Below are 16,279 nucleotides of genomic sequence, written 5' to 3' on the forward strand. Positions count from 1 at the left end.
GGCTTCGGCTTCGCGGGGGCCGGCCAGGCCGTCAGAGCGCTTCGAGGACCGTGGCGTTGGCGAGCCCGCCCGCCTCGCACATGGTCTGCAACGCGTACCGGGCGCCGCGGGCGCGCATCGCGTGGACGAGCGTGGTCATCAGACGGGTGCCGCTGGCGCCCAGCGGGTGGCCGAGCGCGATGGCGCCGCCGTGCACGTTGACTTTCTCGGGGTCGGCGCCGGTCTCCTGCAACCAGGCCAGGACGACGCTCGCGAAGGCCTCGTTGACCTCGAAGAGATCGATGTCGTCGAGGGTGAGTGACGCCTTGCCCAGCACCTTCTCGGTGGCGGGCAGGATGCCGGTGAGCATGAGGAGCGGGTCGGAGCCGGTGACGGCGAAGCTGTGCAGGCGGGCGAGCGGGCGCAGGCCGAGCCGGGCCGCGTGCTCGCTGGTGGTGATGAGGACGGCGGAGGCGCCGTCGTTGACGGGGCTGGAGTTGCCCGCCGTGACCGACCAGTCGATCTGCGGGAAGCGCTCGCCGAAGCCCGGGTCGTAGTAGGCGGGCTTCAGGCCGGCGAGGATCTCGGGCGTGGTGGCGGGGCGTACCGACTCGTCGCGGGTCAGGCCCGCGATCGGCGCGGTCTCGGCGTCGAAGAGGCCCGCGTCCCAGGCGCGCGCGGCCCGCTGGTGCGAGGTGGTGGCGAAGGCGTCCATGCGCTCGCGCCCGAGGGACCACTTGGCGGCGATCAGCTCGGCGCTGATGCCCTGCGGGACCAGGCCCTCCGGGTAGCGCTCGGCGATGCCGGGCCCGAACGGATCGGCCCCGGCGGGCACGTTCGACCACATCGGCACCCGGCTCATCGACTCCACACCGCAGGCCACAACCATGTCGTACGCCCCCGACATGACGCCCTGCGCCGCGAAGTGCACGGCCTGCTGGGAGGAGCCGCACTGCCGGTCGACGGTGGTCGCGGGCACGGACTCGGGGAAGCCGGCCGAGAGGACGGCGTAGCGCGTGGTGTTCATGGCCTGCTCGGCGACCTGGTCGACGGTGCCGCCGATCACGTCGTCGACCAGGGCGGGGTCGATACCGCTGCGTTCGACGAGGGTGCGCAGGGTGTGGGCGAGGAGTTCCACGGGGTGGACGGCGGCGAGGGCGCCATTGGGCTTGCCCTTTCCGACGGGGGTGCGTACGGCTTCGACGATGACGGCGTCACGCATGATGCGGGCCTCTTTCGGCTACCGGAGCTGCTGGACCGCCGGGCTCCCGGCCCGGGGCTACCAGTGAGTAGGAAATCTGGACTCACGATAGCCCTGTGAGTTGGAAAATCAAACCCTCTTCTTCCCGCCCCCTAGACTGCCCGCATGAAGGATCCGCGCCCCTGCTCCATCGCCGACGCCCTCGCCCTCGTCGGCGAGAAGTACTCGCTGCTCGTGCTGCGCGAGGTGTGCCTCGGCAACGAACGCTTCGACCAGCTCGTACGCAACATCGGCGCGCCCCGCGACATCCTCGCGACGCGCCTTCGCCGGCTGGTGGAGGCGGGGATCCTGGAGAAGGTCGCCTACAGCGAGCGCCCGCAGCGCTTCCGGTACCGGCCCACGCCGGCCGGCCTCGAACTGGAGCCGGTCCTGATGACGCTCATGGCGTGGGGCGACCGCCATCTGCGCGGTGACGGGGACCGGCCGATGGTCCTGGAGCACACCTGCGGCCACGAGCTGATCCCGGTGGTGACGTGCTCGGCCTGCGGCGACGCGGTCCACCACGAGGACCTCACCGCGCATCCCCAGACCCCGGGCTGGACGACGACGGGCCCCTCGGCGGCGTAGGGCGGCGCCGGGGCCCGCGGGCCGCCCGGCGGCCGAAGACGGCCCTCCCCCCATCCCCGTAACCCAGGGCCGCTACGCTGCCCCACGACGAGGGGGGTGATCTCGGGGCCCCTCTCGCGTTCCCGGCGTTCCGCCTCTCCGGAGCCCGCCCGCCCACGCCTCCCGCACGCTTCCCGCACGCCCCAGCACGCCCCTCTATGACCGCTACGACCGCTACGACCGCTTCGGTGGTCCGATGATCAGTACTTGGACGGCGCAGTTCTCATGTCTTGGTTTGAATCCTTCATCCTCGGGCTCGTCCAGGGACTGACCGAGTTCCTCCCGATCTCCTCCAGCGCGCACCTGCGGCTGACGGCGGCGTTCGCCGGCTGGCACGACCCGGGCGCGGCGTTCACGGCGATCACGCAGATCGGCACCGAGACGGCCGTGCTGATCTACTTCCGCAAGGACATCGCGCGGATCGTGTCCGCGTGGTTCGGCTCGCTCCTCGGGAGGGTGCCGCGCTCGGACCACGACGCGCAGATGGGCTGGCTGGTCATCGTCGGTTCGATCCCGATCGGCGTCCTCGGCGTGACGTTCAAGGACCAGATCGAGGGCCCCTTCCGCGACCTGCGGCTGATCGCCACCACGCTGATCGTGATGGGCGTTGTCCTCGGCATCGCCGACCGCCTGGCGGCCCGCGACGAGACCGGCGGCAGGCACCGCGCCGTACGCCACCGCAAGGGCCTCAAGGAGCTGGGCGTCAGGGACGGCCTGATCTTCGGCATCTGCCAGGCGATGGCCCTGATCCCGGGCGTCTCCCGCTCCGGCGCCACGATCAGCGGCGGCCTCCTCATGGGCTACACCCGCGAGGCGGCGGCGCGCTACTCGTTCCTCCTGGCGATCCCCGCCGTCCTCGCCTCCGGCGTCTTCGAGCTGAAGGACGCGGGCGAGGGCCATGTCTCCTGGGGCCCGACGATCTTCGCCACGATCATCGCGTTCGTGGTCGGCTACGCGGTCATCGCGTGGTTCATGAAGTTCATCACGACCAAGAGCTTCATGCCGTTCGTCTACTACCGGATCCTGCTGGGCATCGTGTTGGTCGTGCTGGTCGGCATGGGTGTGCTGAGTCCGCACGCGGGCGAATCGGCGGGCTGACCCAGGGCCGTACAGGCAGCGCTATCTAGCATTTCCTAGCGTCTGATTGCAGCACCACGCCATGATCATCTCCCATTTGTCTCCCACTCATCTCCCACCGGGAAGCCGGGATGCGCCCCACTAGGACGTGTGCGTCGGCAAAGTAGGGGATGACGCGGAAGGGCTGGCACAGCAGCAGCTGGGCGGGCCCTTCCGCACAGAGGGTGGCAGGTCAGCTGTGGTCATGTCCGGCCTAGGCCGGGCCCCACCACGAGGAAACGCCGCCGCTCATCCGCCGTGTCCCAGGCATCGCCGGTGAGGCCGACCGGCTGTAGGGCCAGGTCCCGAGCGAGCCGGTCGAGGGCGCGGGCGGCCCGCATGTGGCAGGCCGCGTCCAGCACCAGTTGACGCAACGCACGGCTCGGCGGAACCCGGGAACCAGCCGCGGCACCGCAGTACGCCAGGGCGCGACTTGGGGCCCCTGACCTGTGAGGACAAGGACGGGGGGCTTCCACTGCGATCTCGACGACATCGCACGCCTGGTGTCGGCCGACCTCGACCCCGCGCTTCAAGCTGACGTGCACCACGCCGCCGAAGCAGCTCGTCCATGGACCACGTCGTCCAGATCCACACCGAGATGATCACCTGCCTCCGGCCCCTCGGACCCACACGGGCCGAGTGAGAGGTCCGGTCGCTCGACTATGCTGACACCAGCGTTGCGCCCGTGTCCGCGATCCGGGATGAGGGCCCCTGACCTCTTTGAGGCGCCTGGAGGAAGCCGTGACCGCCGAACTCCCCGACTGGATGATCCCGCCCAGGATCAGCGGCTGGGAAGCCGATGACCTCGACCTCCTCGCCCAGGCACCGCGGCACACCGAACTCATCGACGGAGCGCTGATCTTCATGATGTCGCCGCAGCGGTCCTGGCACGCCCGGCTGGTGGAGAACCTGACCTTCGCCCTGCGCCAGGCCGCCCCCGTCGGGTTCGACGCCGAGCGTGAGATGACCGTCAGGCTCGACAAGAAGAGCCGCCCCGAGCCGGACATCCTGGTCACGACTGCCCCATACGACCCCGACCGGACGTGGTATGCGCCCGAAGACGTCGCCCTGGTCATCGAGGTCGTCTCGGAGGAGTCGGCGGACCGCGACCGTTCCCTGAAGCCCTTCAAGTACGCACAGGCCAGAATCCCCCACTTCTGGCGCGTCGAGGACGAGACCGGCGCCCCCACCGTCCACACCTACGAACTCGACACCATGACCAGCACCTACGTGGCCACCGGCATCCACCGCAACCGGTTGAAGGTCTCCGTCCCCGTCCCCCTCGACATCGACCTCGACAGCCTCGTGCCCTGACCGCCCCTCCCGGACGCCAGACCACGGCTTCGCGAACAGGAAAGCGTAAGCCGCCTCACACCCCCGCGAGGGCGAAGGGGAACGGTTCACGGGGCTCGTACCGGCCGGTGACGTCGCGAGCAGGTATCCGCACTCGACGACCGCCGAGTCTCCCATGGCGTGGTCAAGCGCCAGGTGCACCATGCTCCACGTGCCCGCGTGGGCGTCACCCTGTGGGCGCACCTGGGAAAGTTCGACCTCCAGCGCGTCGGCCGCCTCGGCGACGGTGGGGAAGCGGTCCAGGAGGTACCGCATCCACAGTGCGGCGCTCACGGTCGGCAGGCGCGGGTCGCGCTCCCCATAGTCCGATTCGGCCAGCCACGGCAGATGTGCGCCAAGACCCGCCTCGTTGATCCCGGCCGTGGTGGCGGAGTCGTACGCGATGGCCACCGGCCTGCCGTAACGGGCTCCACCGCAGCGGCAGCGGTCGTCCGTTCCCATGCCTGCCCGCTCCGCCCGGCTCGCTGGACAGCACTCACAGGTTGGTGGCCAGGCTCTGCTTCCAGCCCAAGTACCGGCCCGAAGTTCGAAGCGCTCAACGAGGCACTGGGTGAAATCGGGCGAGTGCCCTACTACCCGTGGATGCCCGAGGGGGACGAGGCCACCGTCGCCCGCTGGGTGCGGCAGGCGCTGTCAACGGTCCTGCACTCGCCCTTCGAGGGCCCGGGTGGCGCCGCCGACTACGGGACGCTGTCCAACGTGCTGCGGTACACCGAGGGCTGGGAGAGCGTCGAGGTGGACCAGGACGAGGAGCAGGCAGCCGAACGCGCGTTGGTGAGCATGAGCGCGCGGCGGGGCGTGAGATCTTCCCACAGAAAACGGCTCTGCACCCCTGAGCTGCGGCTACGCCGCCCGCTCGGCGTGATCCGGGAGCTGGGCCGGGCCCTGCCAGTCATCCCCCCGTCAACGGGCGGCGGGGTCGTACTGCGCGACCCCGCGGCACGTGGCCGGAACCGGTAGCGAACGTGGCTCTACCTTGCACCGTGGGTCAGGGATATGAGGCCGGGACGCACACTCCCTCGCACCACTTCAACGACCGCCGCGAGACTGGGGCATGGACTTCAAACCAGCTCAGATAGACCTGATCAACCAGGCGTACCACCAGTACGGGAAGACCATGTTCGCGGCGGCGACGATGGAACGCCCCCTGGTGAATGCCGTCGTCCAGCACCGCCACGCTGCGGCCCAGGAGAACGGCCAGCAGCTGGCCGGTGACTTGTGGGAGAAGGCGGCAGACGAGACCATGAGGAAGATGATCGAGAGGCTCGCGCCGCACCTGGACAAGGTCCCGAGAAGCCGTCGCTGAACGCTAGACGCCGACGAGGAGGGGCAGTCCGTTCGCGTCCGACAGGACGTGCATCTTGGAACCCGGTGGCTCATGTTCGCTTCAATGATCTTGAAGACAATGGTGCTCTGCCCCGCTGCGTAGGCCTCGCGTGCCTGCGTGGCCGCGGCGTCCGCCTTGGCCTTGTTGATTCACCCCATGTGTACCCCCTGGTACGGATGATGAGAGGGGTCCACATTGCCAGCGCCGGGTGATCGATGGGCTGGGTTCCAGTGATGTGGGAAAGCTGGCGCCATGCAGACGACCGAGACGTTCGCCGCGACAGTCGCGCGCCAGGGATCGTGCTGGTGGGAGTTGTAGAGATGGACCACCACCGCAAGATCCATCATGACTCGCTGGCTGCCGAGGTCGATGAACTCCACGTGGCCATCGACTCCTTACCCGCCCAGCCCATGATTCGCGCTCGTTACACAGCCGAGGGGTCAAGTAACAGATACGAGCAGCCGTTGTCAGCGGTCGAGCAAGCATCGGCAGCTTCGGGCGCGGCAAGGCAATGGCTACGCCTGCGGGTTCAGCTCATTCCTTGACGGAGTACATGATCAAAGCAGAACCGCCGGACTGTTGATGGCCTTGGATCCATGCGGGCCTACCTGCGGCCGACTGGCCGGTGCTCACGTACAGCATGAGGCTTCTCAGGTGATCAGGAGCAGGACCGCCCACATGACGGCGGCGAGCGACGGCAGTACGTAGACGAGCACGGGCGCTGTACTCATGCCTCGCGGCTGGCAGGTGGCGCGCGTCTCCGCGTATTCGGGGATCACGTCGGCGATGCGACGCCGGAGCGCTGCGCTGTACCTGAAGTGGCGATGCCCGACGTAGGCCCAGATAGCGGCGAGTGCGATGCCGAACGCTGCGATCACTCGCGCTGGTTGAGGGTCGTCACCAGTGTTCAACGTCGTGCTGTACGCCACTGCCAGTAAGGACTGGGCGACCAAGAGGAGGTTGCCCTGCTGGTAGCGCACGTTGTCTTCGTGGAGGCCGTGCTGCCAGAGGCGGTTGGCGGCGGCCTGGCGCTCTGTCTCTCCGCTGGTCCGGTTCTCCATACCCGTTCAATTCCCTCGTAGTGGGCTGGAAGCACTGCTTCCAGCCAGGCGAGTCCCTGTGCGGTCAGGGCCGCCCCTTGCAGTCGGGGCCGGGGAGAGGCTCGGCGAAACGTATCCCCACCGCCAGGACCATGAGAGCCGCGGTGCAACCGCCCAGCAGCATGACCGCGGACGGAGAGGTGCGGTCCAGGACGGCTCCCCCTACGAGTGCGCCAAGGGAGATCGTCGCCTGGAAGGAGGCGGTGAACAGGACCGATGCCGCTTCCGGGGCATGCGGCGCGCTCTTGGCGAACCAGGTCTGCGACGCCACCGGTACAGCGCCATACGCGACGCCCCACACGACCAGCAGCAATACTGCGCCCGCCTCCCAACGGCCCAACGTCGGAAGCAGGAGGGTCGCCGCGGCGATCAGACCGGCCGCGAGCCCGAAGACGGTCCGCGGGTACCGGGCCACCCAGGCGCCGCCCAGGAAGTTGCCGAGAATGCCGGCGGCACCGTAGAGCAGCAAGAACGCAGTGACCAGACCGTCGCCGGCATGGGTGACCTGTTCCAGGAACGGTGTCACGTAGGTGTAGGCACCGAAGTGGGCCAGGACAACCAGGAACGTCAGCAGGAGTGCGAAGCGGGTGCCGGAGCTGCGGAGCATGCCGCCCAGGACGCTCAGTCGGGTGGCCTGGACCGGGGGAAGCGGCGGCACGAACAAGAGCAGCATGACCAGTACGCCGACCGCCAGAACTCCCATGAGGGCGAAGGCCGTTCGCCATCCGGCGAGGTCTCCGATGAGCGTACCCATCGGCACGCCGAGGACGGATCCCAGCGGGACGGCAGAGAAGATCACAGCGGTTGCCCTGCCGACCGAAGCCGGCGGTACCAGTCGTTCCGCCAACCCCGCGCCGATCGACCAGAAGCCGCCGATCGTGATCCCGACCATGACGCGGGAGGTCAGTACGAGCCAGTAGTCGGGTGCCGCGGCGGCAAGGAAGTTCGCCAGTGCCAGCAGGAGCATGAAGACGCAGAGCATCAGTCTGCGATCGAAGCGTGCCGTGGCCGTGGTGACCAGCGGAGCGGCGATCGCCGCGAGGAAGCCGGGCATGGTCATCATCAGCCCGGCCATCCCGTCCGAGACGGTGAAACTGGTTCCGATCGAGGTCAGCAGACCGATCGGCAGGATCTCGGTGGTGACGATGGCGAAGATTCCCAGCATCACCGAGACCACGGCCGGCCACCCCGTCAGCGGTGACCGAGAGGATATGAGTTGGCCGTCGACCGAAACGGAGGTGGTTGTCGGCATGGTGTTCCGTCCTGTGAAGGTCAGCGCGTTTTCGCGATCAGTCCAGCAGGCCTCATAGAGAGGCGGCTGGCAGATCTGCGACCGCACCCTTGCCCTTGACGGGTGACGTCGCGTTTCCGCCGACAACGGCCCACGCAATGAAGTGACGGACACGGCACCCCGTCATTGCCCGTCGCAGCACGCTCCATGGCAGCGGACTGGGTATCTACCAGGCTTGGGCGGCGCTGCGCAGCGCCGTGTGCGCGTCCCGGCTGCGCTCCCGTCCTGCGTCGAGAGCGGCTTCGACGTCGTCGGTGAACCGCCCGTCCCGTACGTCTCCCAGGGTGATGTCACCCAGGTCGATGGCCGACCACGCGGCCTCGACCGCGATGGCGGTCAGCTCCGGGTCGGTCACGGTCAGCGCCAGGCGGTCGAAGGCCGCGGTGACGGCCGAGCGGGCTCGGTACAGGTCGGCCCGGGCTTCCCTGCCCAGGGCTACGCCGTCGCGTAGATCGGCGACCTGGAGCCAGTACTGCTCGCGGAACGCCAGGGCGGCGGCGAGCAGCTGCGCGGTGGCATCGAGGACCCGCTGGCGGTGCTCGAGGGCACGGGCGCGGCGGTCCGTCCAGTGTGCGGTGAGGCCGGCCAGGGCGGCGCCGCCCAGTGTGCCGAGCACCGCGATCAGGGTGGACCACATCTGCCTCTCCTCCGTTCCGGCTGCGGCGCGTCTGGCCAGGCGCGCGCGAAGATCCGGATCGTAGCGTCGGAGAGTGTCGCCGAGGGCGGGAACGGCGAGACCCCGCCGCGTCGGGGACGCGCTCGGGGTCGTGGGTGGGCATGTCTTCGCGGATCGTGCTGCTCCGCGCGGGGCGGTGGCGGATTCGCCGGGGGCACCGCGGCTCTCCCGGTGGGGCGCCGAGGGGCTTCGGCCGCCCCGCGCGGCCCTGGTCTCAGGACTGCGGGCGGCGGCCGTGGTTGGCCGCGTGCTTACGGCGGGACTTCTTCTTGCGGCGTCGCTTCGAGGACATGGAGCCACCTCTTCCGGATAGGAACGACGGGTTCCGCCAGAGAGTGGTGGTTCGGGTCGGAACCACCGCTACGGCGGGGACCGCTGAGTCGCTTTCCACCGTTCCATACGGATATGGAGGCGGCGACCCGGGAGCGGAGGCCGGGGCCGATCACCTGGCGGAGGTGTGCGGTAGCTGACAGTTCCGATTGTCGTACCCATCCCCTAGGCTTGGCGCCATGCCCTTAACCCCACCGACCCATGGTTCCGTGCGCTCTTCCGTGGAACTGAACGAGCGCATACGCGGCCTGTGGCTGCGCGCGGGCGGCCGCCTCACGCCCGAACAGCGCAGGGAGTACGAACAGCTCGTGACGGAGTGGGCGGCGGCGGTCCGTGCCGAGATGGTGAAGGCCGCCTGACGCGCGGCGCTGCCGGCCGACCGGCCGGGGGAACGCAAGAGTCACGCCTGCCGGGCCACGGTCCGCTCCCGGCGGTGGGAGCGGACCGCCGACCGGCGTCACCGTCGGCGCAGGCCGCCCAGGAACCGCTGGGCCTGGGCCCGTCGCCGCGGATCGGCGGAGGCGCGGCGCACCTGTGCGACGGTGCGTCGGCCCTGAGGGCTCTGGACGAACTGCTTGATCTTCGTCATCAGTCCTGGCATGTCGTTCTCCTATGACGCGAGTAGCGAGCGGTCCGTGCACCCTCCGTGTACCCGCTGAAGCGCCGTACGGACATGGTCGAAGGGACAGTTCTGCCACGACCACGTTTTCGCCGCCCCGCCACCTCGCCGCCCCGCCGGCTCTTCCTTCCTGCACACCCCTTGGCGCGGCACCTCCCGTGCCCAACACTGAGCCGATGACGCAGCGCGTGGAACTGGCCGCCGTGATCGACCGGTTGGCCATCGATGCCCTCATCACCGAGTACGCGGTGACCGTCGACGACGGTGACTGGGACGCCTACCAGCAGTTGTTCGCCCCTGGAGGGCGCGCCGACTACCGCTCCGCCGGCGGCATCGAGGGAGACGCCGCCGAGGTGGCCGCCTGGCTGACCGAGACGATGCGGATGTTCCCGATGCGCCAGCACCTGATCGTCAACCGCCGACTGGAGTTCGGCACGCTGGACCAGGACATCGGTGACTCCGCGCGCGTACGGGCCGACTATGTGAACCCCATGCGGTTCGCGGCCCCTCCGGGAGGCACCAAGTCTTCCTCCGCGCCCGACTTCGTCTGCGGCGGGCGGTACGCCTTCGCGCTGCTGCGTACGCACGGCGGCTGGCGGCTGCGCGAGGTGGCGGTGCGGGAGAAGTGGCGCCGTGTCGGCGACCAACCGCGCGCGACGCCCGCCAAGGACTGACGCCGAGCGCCCCCCCCTGCGCACCCCCGGCCGCCCCCAGTCTCTGCTCGCGCCATCCGAACAAATGCCCACTGTTCTAGATCGTCGGCGGCGCGCACACTGGGTACACGTCCGGGCGTCGGGGATCTAGGGAGGCGCTGCATGGATCAGTTCGGCGACGACCGGCGGTGGCGGCTTCGGGCCCGCGCCGAGCGGCTGCTCGCGTCACGGCGCCGGCGGGGCGGAATCGCCGTCTTGGCCGGGGCGCTGCCCGCCCTCGCGTTCCCCGCGCCGTCGCTGTGGTGGTTCGCGTACGTGGCGCTGGTCCCCTGGATGCTCCTGGCCCGCACGGCCCCGACCGGGCGGCGGGCCATGGTAGACGGCTGGCTCGGCGGCCTCGGCTTCATGGTCGCCGTACACCACTGGCTGCTGCCGAGCCTGCATGTGTTCACGATCGTCATAGCCGCGCTGCTCGGCCTGTTGTGGGCGCCCTGGGGCTGGCTGGTGCGGCGGCTACTCGGCGGCATACCGACGCCGGGGCGCGCGGTGGTCGCGCTGGTGGCCCTCCCCTCGGGCTGGCTGATGGTCGAACTGGTCAGGTCGTGGGAGGGGTTGGGTGGCCCCTGGGGTCTGCTCGGCTCCAGCCAGTGGCAGCTGACCCCGGCCCTGCGGCTCGCCTCCGTGGGCGGCGTCTGGCTGGTCAGCGCGCTGGTGGTGGCCGTCAACGTGGGGTTCGCGCTGCTGATCGTCGCCTGGGCCCGGGGCAGGGGGCTCGCGGGGGCCCCGAAGCCCGCCTCCCCGGCGATGATCCCGAAGCCGGCCTCCCGCCCGGTGTCCGTGAAACCCGCCTCCCCCACGGCCCCCACCCCCGCCGGGCTCGTCACGCCCGCCCTCGCCGGGCTCGCCACCATCGCCGTCGTCACCGCCGCGGTCTCGGCCTGGGCCCCACGGCCGGAAGCGGCGGGGCAGATCCGGGTCGCCGTCGTGCAGCCCGGGGTCATCAACGGCATCGCGGGCCCCGAGAAGCGGTTCGCTCGCGAGGAGGAGCTGACCCGCTCCCTCGCCGGGCGGGACTTGGACCTGGTCGTTTGGGGCGAGAGCAGCGTCGGCTTCGATCTGGCGGACCGGCCCGACGTGGCCCGCCGCATCGCCGCGCTCTCCCGCGACGTCGGCGCCGACATCCTGGTGAACGTCGACGCGCGCCGCTCCGACCGGCCCGGCATCTTCAAGAGCTCCGTGCTCGTCGGCCCGGACGGGCCGACCGGTGACCGCTACGACAAGATGCGGCTCGTGCCCTTCGGGGAGTACATACCGGCGCGCTCCCTCCTCGGCTGGGCGACCTCCGTCGGCAAGGCCGCGGGCGAGGACCGCAGGCGCGGCGACCGCCAGGTGGTGATGGACGCCGGGCACGGCCTGCGGGTGGGGCCGCTGGTCTGCTTCGAGTCGGCGTTCCCCGACATGAGCAGGCAGCTCACCCGGGACGGCGCCCGACTGCTGATCGCCCAGTCCGCCACGTCGTCGTTCCAGGCCAGCTGGGCGCCCGAGCAGCACGCCTCGCTCGCGGCGGTGCGCGCCGCCGAGACGGGCCGCCCCATGGTGCACGCCACCCTCACCGGCGTCTCCGCGGTGCACGCCGCGGACGGTTCACGCGTCGGGGAACCGCTCGGCACCTCCGCGAGCGCCGCCGCGGTCTACGACATACCGCTGGCCGAGGGCGTCACCGCGTACGTACGGTGGGGCGACTGGCCGGTGCACGGCGCGCTCCTGGTGCTCGCGGCGCTCTGCGCGGCCGAGGGCGCGCGCGCCCTCAGGCGCCCTGTCCCTGAGCGGCGAGGACCACGCGCTCGCACAGTTCATGGGTCGCCAGCGCATCCCGGGCGCTGAGGACCTGGCCCGCGCGCACGGCGTCGAGGAAGGCGAGGACGACCTGCTCGATGCCGCGCTGCCTGGCCACCGGCACCCAGTCGCCGCGCCGCCGCACGGTGGGCTGCCCCTTGTGGTCGATGACGTCGGCGAGGTTGACCACCTGCCGCTTGCTGTCCTGCCCGGAGACCTCGAGGATCTCCTCCGTCGAACCGCTGAGCCGGTTCATCACACCGATCGCCGTGAAGCCGTCGCCGGCCAGTTGCAGCACGACGTGCTCCATGAGCCCGTCGACGACCCGGGCGCGCACGCCCACGTCGTCGACCGGCCCGGGCACCAGGAAGCGCAGCGTGTCCACGACATGGATGAAGTCGTCGAGCACGAGCGTGCGCGGGTCCTCGGGCAGCCCGACGCGGTTCTTCTGCATCAGGATCAGGTCGCGCGGGTGGTCGGCGCACTGGGCGTAACCGGGCGCGTAGCGGCGGTTGAAGCCGACGGCGAGGCTGACGCCACGGTTCTCGGCGAGGCGCACGAGGCGCTCGGAGTCGGCGAGTTCGTAGGCGAGGGGCTTGTCGACGTACGTCGGTACGCCCGCCTCGATGAGCCGCGTGACGATCTCGGGGTGCACGGCGGTCGGCGCGTGCACGAAGGCGGCGTCGAGGCCCTGGGCGAGCAGCGCGTCCAGCTCGGTGTGGCAGTGGGCGTCCGGGACGTGGTGGACGCCGGCGACGCGGGCGAGCGTCGCGGGCGTGCGGGTCTGGAGGTGCAGCTCGACCCCGGGCTGGGCGGTGAGGACGGGCAGATACGCCTTCTGCGCGATGTCACCCAGCCCGATGCAGCCGATCTTCACCATGGTCTCCCTCACGTCTCCCTCACCTCTGCCGCCGGCCTGCCGCGGGTCTACCGCCGACCTACCGCCGTGCCGAGCTCGCGCCCCGTGCCCCGCGCCGTCCGCGCAAGGCCCCTGTCGTCGTTCCCGCAGCATACGGGGCCTGCGGCGGTCACCGACCGGCGATGGCGGCGAGGCCTCGCAGGATGAGGTCCGGGCCGAGCCGCGGGTGGCGTGGAGATGAGGGCGTCACGTACGGCGATGGGCGGGGGCTCGTGGCGGATCGTAAAAGGGGCAGTCAACCGGGAGGCACGCGGCCCGTCCGACACCGCCCGTGGCACGGGGGAGCCGCGCCGAGGGCGGCTGGGCCCGCCGCGAAGTCGCCGCCGGGCGCCCGGTGATGTGGCGCGCGGCCCCGGGCAGAGGCCCGACCCACGCGTCCGCACGACGCGCCCCGTCACCCATGCGGGGCATCCTCTCCCGCGTTTCGGCCCCAAGGGGCGCCCGCACACGGAGAGTTGTGCGGATGCACAGATCGACGACCACCACCGCCACCGCGCTCCTCGTCTCCGTGGCCGTCTCGGCCACCGCCTCCGGCTGCGTGAGCGTCGAGCGGCCGCCCCGGTCCGCCCCCGCCGCGACCACCGCAGCGCCTGCCGCGCCCCGCACGGACGGGAGAAGCAGGCCGCAGATCGAGCAGGCTCCCGCCCGCGAGGCGCTGGTGACCGCGGGCCCGCCCGCAGCCCCGCTTCCCGGAGGCCCGCCGCCGTCGCCCGCACCTACGCACCGGCGCCCCGCCCCGAGCAGCCGCAACCGCAGCCACCGCCGGTGCGCAGGCCCCCGCCGCCCGGCCCGACGCGGGCGCCACCGACCCGCCCGTCCCTGCCGCCGCCGCCCGCCACGGACGTCTGCGCGCTCGGCGAGGCCTACGGCGGCTGGCGGCCGGGCAGCCCCGAGTCGGACATCTGCCGGAACGTGTACGGGCGTTGATGCGTACGAGCGTGGCTGCGCACGGGCGTTGACGTGGACGGGCGTCGAGTCGGGACAAAGCCCCCGGCCCGTGCGCGGCGGCTCCGGGAGTCCCGGGCCGGACACGCGGCGGCGACACCCCCGTGTCCGCCGCTGCGCGCCCGCGATCCCGTGAACCCCCGAAGCCGCCCGCCCTCCCGGCCTCACCCCCGTCACTCCTCCTCGCTGCCCTCCCCCACCTCCCGCTCCAGCCTCGCGATGGCCGCCTTGATGCCGTTTCCGTATCCGTCGTCCTCCAGCGCGCCGACCGCGCCGCGGGCCCGGCGCAGATGGCTGCGGGCCGCTTCGGGGCGGCCGAGCTTCAAGTAGTCCGCCGCGAGGTTGAGGTGCAGGGACGGGTAGAAGCCGCGCACCGCGAGCGACTGGTGGTGTTCGGCCACGCGGGCGTCCGTGAGCTCGTCCGCCGCCGACAACGCCCGCAGGTCCCAGGCCAGTTCCGCGGAGGGGTCCTCCTGCGTGTCCGCCATGTAGTGCGCGAGGGTGCACCGGTGCAGCGGGTCGCCGTCCTCGCCGATCTCCCCCCACAGACCGAGGAAGCGGCCCTGCGCCTCCTCGCGGTCGCCGCCGTGATGCAACATGACCGCCTGCCCGATCCGCGTCATCATCGCGTCTTCCGCCGTCTGCTCCTGTTGCTCCGTCACCGGGTCCTCCGTGGTCGTGCGGCCATCGCCCCCATCCCTCACGACGCTAGCGGCCACCACTGACAATCGCGGTCAGGCACGTTCGGCGAAGGCGGCGCTCACGCGTACCGCTGGGCCAGCCCGGTGACGCTTCTGGCCACCTCGGCGCGGAGCCCGGGCGGCCCGAGCACCTCCGCCTCCAGGCCGAGCCGGAGGATGTCGCTCACGGCCACCGGCAGCTCCTCCACTTCGAGGTCGACCTCCGCCCAGCCCTCCGCGTCGGCCTCACCCGCGCCCTCCACGGCCCGCGCCCCCGCCGCGCCGAACATCGCGGGCAGCAGCCTCAGCCCCGATCGGGAGACCCTCAGCCGCGCGGTGCTCCGCAGCACCCGCGCCTCCAGGCCACGCGAGGCCTCGTCCCAGTACGCCGCCAGGTCGAACCCGGCGGGGCGCACGCAGGGCTCCTCCGTCACCGTCACCGTCAGGAACCGCGAGACCCGATACGTACGTACGTTGTCGTCGGCGCACGCCACGAGGTACCAGTTGCCCGCCTTGAGCACCAGCCCCAAGGGGTGCAGTTCCCGGTCGACCTGACCGCCCCAGCGCCGGTAGCGCGCCGTCAACACCCGCTCGCGCCACACGGCTTCGGCGATCACGGCGAGCTGCGGCGCCGGCTCGGCCGTGCGGAACCACGCCGCCGCGTCGAGATGGAATCGCTCCTGGATGCGCCGCGACCGCTCCCCGAGGCCCGTGGGCAGCGCGGCGGTCAACTTCAGCTGAGCGGTGGCCAGTTCCGCGCCGAGGCCGAGGTCGGCCGCGGCCCCCGGCATGCCGGCGAGGGCGAGGGAGTCGGCCTCGTCGTCGGTGAGGCCCGTCAGCCGGGTGCGGTAGCCGTCGAGCAGCCGGAAGCCGCCCGCCGGGCCCCGCTCGGCGTAGACCGGCACCCCGGATGCGGCGAGCGCCTCGGCGTCCCGGTAGACGGTCCTGACCGAGACCTCAAGCTCCTCGGCGAGTTCGGGCGCGGTCATGCGCCCGCGGTTCTGGAGCAGCAGGAGGAGGGCGAGAAGGCGGTCGGCGCGCATGGCCCCCAGTCTGCCCCGGTACCTGACAGAAGGTGTCAGGTACGCACGGCAGAGTCCTCCTCACGGCGACACAACTGATCGTTTCCAGGAGGATCCACATGACCGCGAACACCGGCAGCACCATCGACACCGTCGGCACCAACAGCACCGTCGGCACCTTCACCTTCGCCGACTGGGACGAGCGGCCGGTCGCCGGCGCGGAGGGCGGCGTCCGCACCACCCACGCCGCCGTCGTCAACGACTACTCCGGGGCCATCGAGGCGGCGGGCACCTCCTGCCAGTACACCATCGCGTACACGAGCGAGACGACGGGCGCGTACGTCGGCTACGAGTTCATCGACGGCATGCTCGACGGGCGCAAGGGCTCGTTCATCATCGAGCAGCGCGGTTCGTTCCTGGACGACGCCATCGAGTGCGCCTTCACCGTGCTGCCCGGCTCCGGTACCGGTGAACTGGCCGGGCTCACCGGGACCGGCACGTTCACCGCGCGGTACGGGGAGAAGTCCACCCCGTACGCGTTCGACTACACGGTCGGCGCGGGCTAG

General features: G+C 71.1%; 19 protein-coding genes. 10 read left to right on the top strand and 9 right to left on the bottom strand.

Annotation, left to right across the window (positions count from 1 at the left end):
• Positions 1-31: 31 nt before the first annotated feature.
• Positions 32-1,201 carry a thiolase family protein gene (locus tag KKZ08_RS05590; RefSeq protein ID WP_223773382.1) on the bottom strand — a complete coding sequence of 390 codons (1,170 nt, stop codon included), beginning with the start codon at positions 1,199-1,201 and terminating at the stop codon, positions 32-34.
• A gap of 144 nt (positions 1,202-1,345) precedes the next feature.
• Here KKZ08_RS05590 and KKZ08_RS05595 point away from each other — a divergent pair, with 144 nt between their 5' ends.
• From KKZ08_RS05595 to KKZ08_RS05620, 5 genes are all read left to right on the top strand, one after another.
• On the top strand, positions 1,346-1,807 hold the full coding sequence (locus KKZ08_RS05595; protein WP_223773383.1) for a helix-turn-helix domain-containing protein: 462 nt from the start codon (positions 1,346-1,348) through the stop codon (positions 1,805-1,807).
• 264 nt (positions 1,808-2,071) lie between these two features.
• A complete protein-coding gene (locus tag KKZ08_RS05600) occupies positions 2,072-2,944 on the top strand; it encodes an undecaprenyl-diphosphate phosphatase (RefSeq protein ID WP_223773384.1) in 873 nt (290 codons plus the stop codon).
• A gap of 759 nt (positions 2,945-3,703) precedes the next feature.
• Entirely contained in the window at positions 3,704-4,276 is a 573-nt protein-coding gene (locus KKZ08_RS05605) for a Uma2 family endonuclease (RefSeq protein ID WP_223773385.1), read from the top strand.
• Positions 4,277-4,897: 621 nt separating this feature from the next.
• Positions 4,898-5,275 carry a hypothetical protein gene (locus KKZ08_RS05615; protein ID WP_223773386.1) on the top strand — a complete coding sequence of 126 codons (378 nt, stop codon included), beginning with the start codon at positions 4,898-4,900 and terminating at the stop codon, positions 5,273-5,275.
• 94 nt (positions 5,276-5,369) lie between these two features.
• Positions 5,370-5,621 (top strand): hypothetical protein, encoded by a 252-nt coding sequence (locus KKZ08_RS05620; protein WP_223773387.1) that lies wholly within the window; start codon positions 5,370-5,372, stop codon positions 5,619-5,621.
• A gap of 170 nt (positions 5,622-5,791) precedes the next feature.
• On the opposite strand, the gene KKZ08_RS05625 is transcribed toward KKZ08_RS05620, so the two are convergent.
• The 4 genes from KKZ08_RS05625 to KKZ08_RS05640 form a co-directional block, all read right to left on the bottom strand.
• Positions 5,792-6,022, bottom strand: coding sequence for a hypothetical protein (locus KKZ08_RS05625; protein WP_223773388.1), 231 nt, complete (start codon positions 6,020-6,022; stop codon positions 5,792-5,794).
• Between the two features lie 270 nt (positions 6,023-6,292).
• Positions 6,293-6,703, bottom strand: coding sequence for a hypothetical protein (locus KKZ08_RS05630; RefSeq protein ID WP_223773389.1), 411 nt, complete (start codon positions 6,701-6,703; stop codon positions 6,293-6,295).
• Positions 6,704-6,767: 64 nt separating this feature from the next.
• Positions 6,768-7,994, bottom strand: coding sequence for an MFS transporter (locus tag KKZ08_RS05635; RefSeq protein ID WP_223778921.1), 1,227 nt, complete (start codon positions 7,992-7,994; stop codon positions 6,768-6,770).
• A gap of 205 nt (positions 7,995-8,199) precedes the next feature.
• Positions 8,200-8,670 (bottom strand): hypothetical protein, encoded by a 471-nt coding sequence (locus KKZ08_RS05640; protein ID WP_223773390.1) that lies wholly within the window; start codon positions 8,668-8,670, stop codon positions 8,200-8,202.
• A gap of 548 nt (positions 8,671-9,218) precedes the next feature.
• On the opposite strand from KKZ08_RS05640, the gene KKZ08_RS05645 reads away from it, so the two are divergent.
• Positions 9,219-9,398, top strand: coding sequence for a hypothetical protein (locus KKZ08_RS05645; protein WP_223773391.1), 180 nt, complete (start codon positions 9,219-9,221; stop codon positions 9,396-9,398).
• A 98-nt stretch (positions 9,399-9,496) separates the two neighbouring features.
• On the opposite strand, the gene KKZ08_RS05650 is transcribed toward KKZ08_RS05645, so the two are convergent.
• Complete coding sequence (locus KKZ08_RS05650) at positions 9,497-9,640, bottom strand: hypothetical protein (RefSeq protein WP_167515894.1); 144 nt, start codon at positions 9,638-9,640, stop codon at positions 9,497-9,499.
• A 194-nt stretch (positions 9,641-9,834) separates the two neighbouring features.
• Between KKZ08_RS05650 and KKZ08_RS05655 the strand changes: the two genes are divergently transcribed.
• Both KKZ08_RS05655 and lnt read left to right on the top strand, forming a co-directional pair.
• Positions 9,835-10,332, top strand: a complete 498-nt coding sequence (locus KKZ08_RS05655; RefSeq protein WP_223773392.1) for a nuclear transport factor 2 family protein — start codon at positions 9,835-9,837, stop codon at positions 10,330-10,332.
• 141 nt (positions 10,333-10,473) lie between these two features.
• Positions 10,474-12,195, top strand: coding sequence for an apolipoprotein N-acyltransferase (lnt, locus tag KKZ08_RS05660; RefSeq protein ID WP_223773393.1), 1,722 nt, complete (start codon positions 10,474-10,476; stop codon positions 12,193-12,195).
• Here the strand turns inward: lnt and KKZ08_RS05665 are convergent.
• Entirely contained in the window at positions 12,119-13,024 is a 906-nt protein-coding gene (locus tag KKZ08_RS05665) for a Gfo/Idh/MocA family oxidoreductase (RefSeq protein ID WP_223778922.1), read from the bottom strand. The genes lnt and KKZ08_RS05665 overlap by 77 nt on opposite strands.
• An 807-nt stretch (positions 13,025-13,831) precedes the next feature.
• On the opposite strand from KKZ08_RS05665, the gene KKZ08_RS05670 reads away from it, so the two are divergent.
• Positions 13,832-13,993, top strand: coding sequence for a hypothetical protein (locus KKZ08_RS05670; RefSeq protein WP_223773394.1), 162 nt, complete (start codon positions 13,832-13,834; stop codon positions 13,991-13,993).
• A gap of 191 nt (positions 13,994-14,184) precedes the next feature.
• Here the strand turns inward: KKZ08_RS05670 and KKZ08_RS05675 are convergent, their stop codons facing one another.
• Entirely contained in the window at positions 14,185-14,673 is a 489-nt protein-coding gene (locus tag KKZ08_RS05675; RefSeq protein WP_223773395.1) for a hypothetical protein, read from the bottom strand.
• Positions 14,674-14,771: 98 nt separating this feature from the next.
• Positions 14,772-15,734, bottom strand: coding sequence for a WYL domain-containing protein (locus tag KKZ08_RS05680; RefSeq protein ID WP_223773396.1), 963 nt, complete (start codon positions 15,732-15,734; stop codon positions 14,772-14,774).
• A gap of 98 nt (positions 15,735-15,832) precedes the next feature.
• Between KKZ08_RS05680 and KKZ08_RS05685 the strand changes: the two genes are divergently transcribed.
• Entirely contained in the window at positions 15,833-16,279 is a 447-nt protein-coding gene (locus KKZ08_RS05685) for a DUF3224 domain-containing protein (protein WP_223773397.1), read from the top strand.

It is taken from the genome of Streptomyces sp. 135 (genome assembly GCF_020026305.1).
Taxonomy (GTDB): Bacteria; Actinomycetota; Actinomycetes; order Streptomycetales; family Streptomycetaceae; genus Streptomyces.

What these genes read in the sequence shown, in the direction of transcription:
- lnt (WP_223773393.1), top strand. Translation starts at nt 10,474, where the DNA reads ATGGATCAGTTCGGCGACGACCGGCGGTGGCGGCTTCGGGCCCGCGCC.
- KKZ08_RS05635 (WP_223778921.1), bottom strand. Translation starts at nt 7,994, where the DNA reads ATGCCGACAACCACCTCCGTTTCGGTCGACGGCCAACTCATATCCTCT.
- KKZ08_RS05620 (WP_223773387.1), top strand. Translation starts at nt 5,370, where the DNA reads ATGGACTTCAAACCAGCTCAGATAGACCTGATCAACCAGGCGTACCAC.
- KKZ08_RS05645 (WP_223773391.1), top strand. Translation starts at nt 9,219, where the DNA reads ATGCCCTTAACCCCACCGACCCATGGTTCCGTGCGCTCTTCCGTGGAA.
- KKZ08_RS05680 (WP_223773396.1), bottom strand. Translation starts at nt 15,734, where the DNA reads ATGCGCGCCGACCGCCTTCTCGCCCTCCTCCTGCTGCTCCAGAACCGC.
- KKZ08_RS05685 (WP_223773397.1), top strand. Translation starts at nt 15,833, where the DNA reads ATGACCGCGAACACCGGCAGCACCATCGACACCGTCGGCACCAACAGC.
- KKZ08_RS05600 (WP_223773384.1), top strand. Translation starts at nt 2,072, where the DNA reads ATGTCTTGGTTTGAATCCTTCATCCTCGGGCTCGTCCAGGGACTGACC.
- KKZ08_RS05590 (WP_223773382.1), bottom strand. Translation starts at nt 1,201, where the DNA reads ATGCGTGACGCCGTCATCGTCGAAGCCGTACGCACCCCCGTCGGAAAG.
- KKZ08_RS05655 (WP_223773392.1), top strand. Translation starts at nt 9,835, where the DNA reads ATGACGCAGCGCGTGGAACTGGCCGCCGTGATCGACCGGTTGGCCATC.
- KKZ08_RS05640 (WP_223773390.1), bottom strand. Translation starts at nt 8,670, where the DNA reads ATGTGGTCCACCCTGATCGCGGTGCTCGGCACACTGGGCGGCGCCGCC.
- KKZ08_RS05615 (WP_223773386.1), top strand. Translation starts at nt 4,898, where the DNA reads ATGCCCGAGGGGGACGAGGCCACCGTCGCCCGCTGGGTGCGGCAGGCG.
- KKZ08_RS05630 (WP_223773389.1), bottom strand. Translation starts at nt 6,703, where the DNA reads ATGGAGAACCGGACCAGCGGAGAGACAGAGCGCCAGGCCGCCGCCAAC.
- KKZ08_RS05650 (WP_167515894.1), bottom strand. Translation starts at nt 9,640, where the DNA reads ATGCCAGGACTGATGACGAAGATCAAGCAGTTCGTCCAGAGCCCTCAG.
- KKZ08_RS05595 (WP_223773383.1), top strand. Translation starts at nt 1,346, where the DNA reads ATGAAGGATCCGCGCCCCTGCTCCATCGCCGACGCCCTCGCCCTCGTC.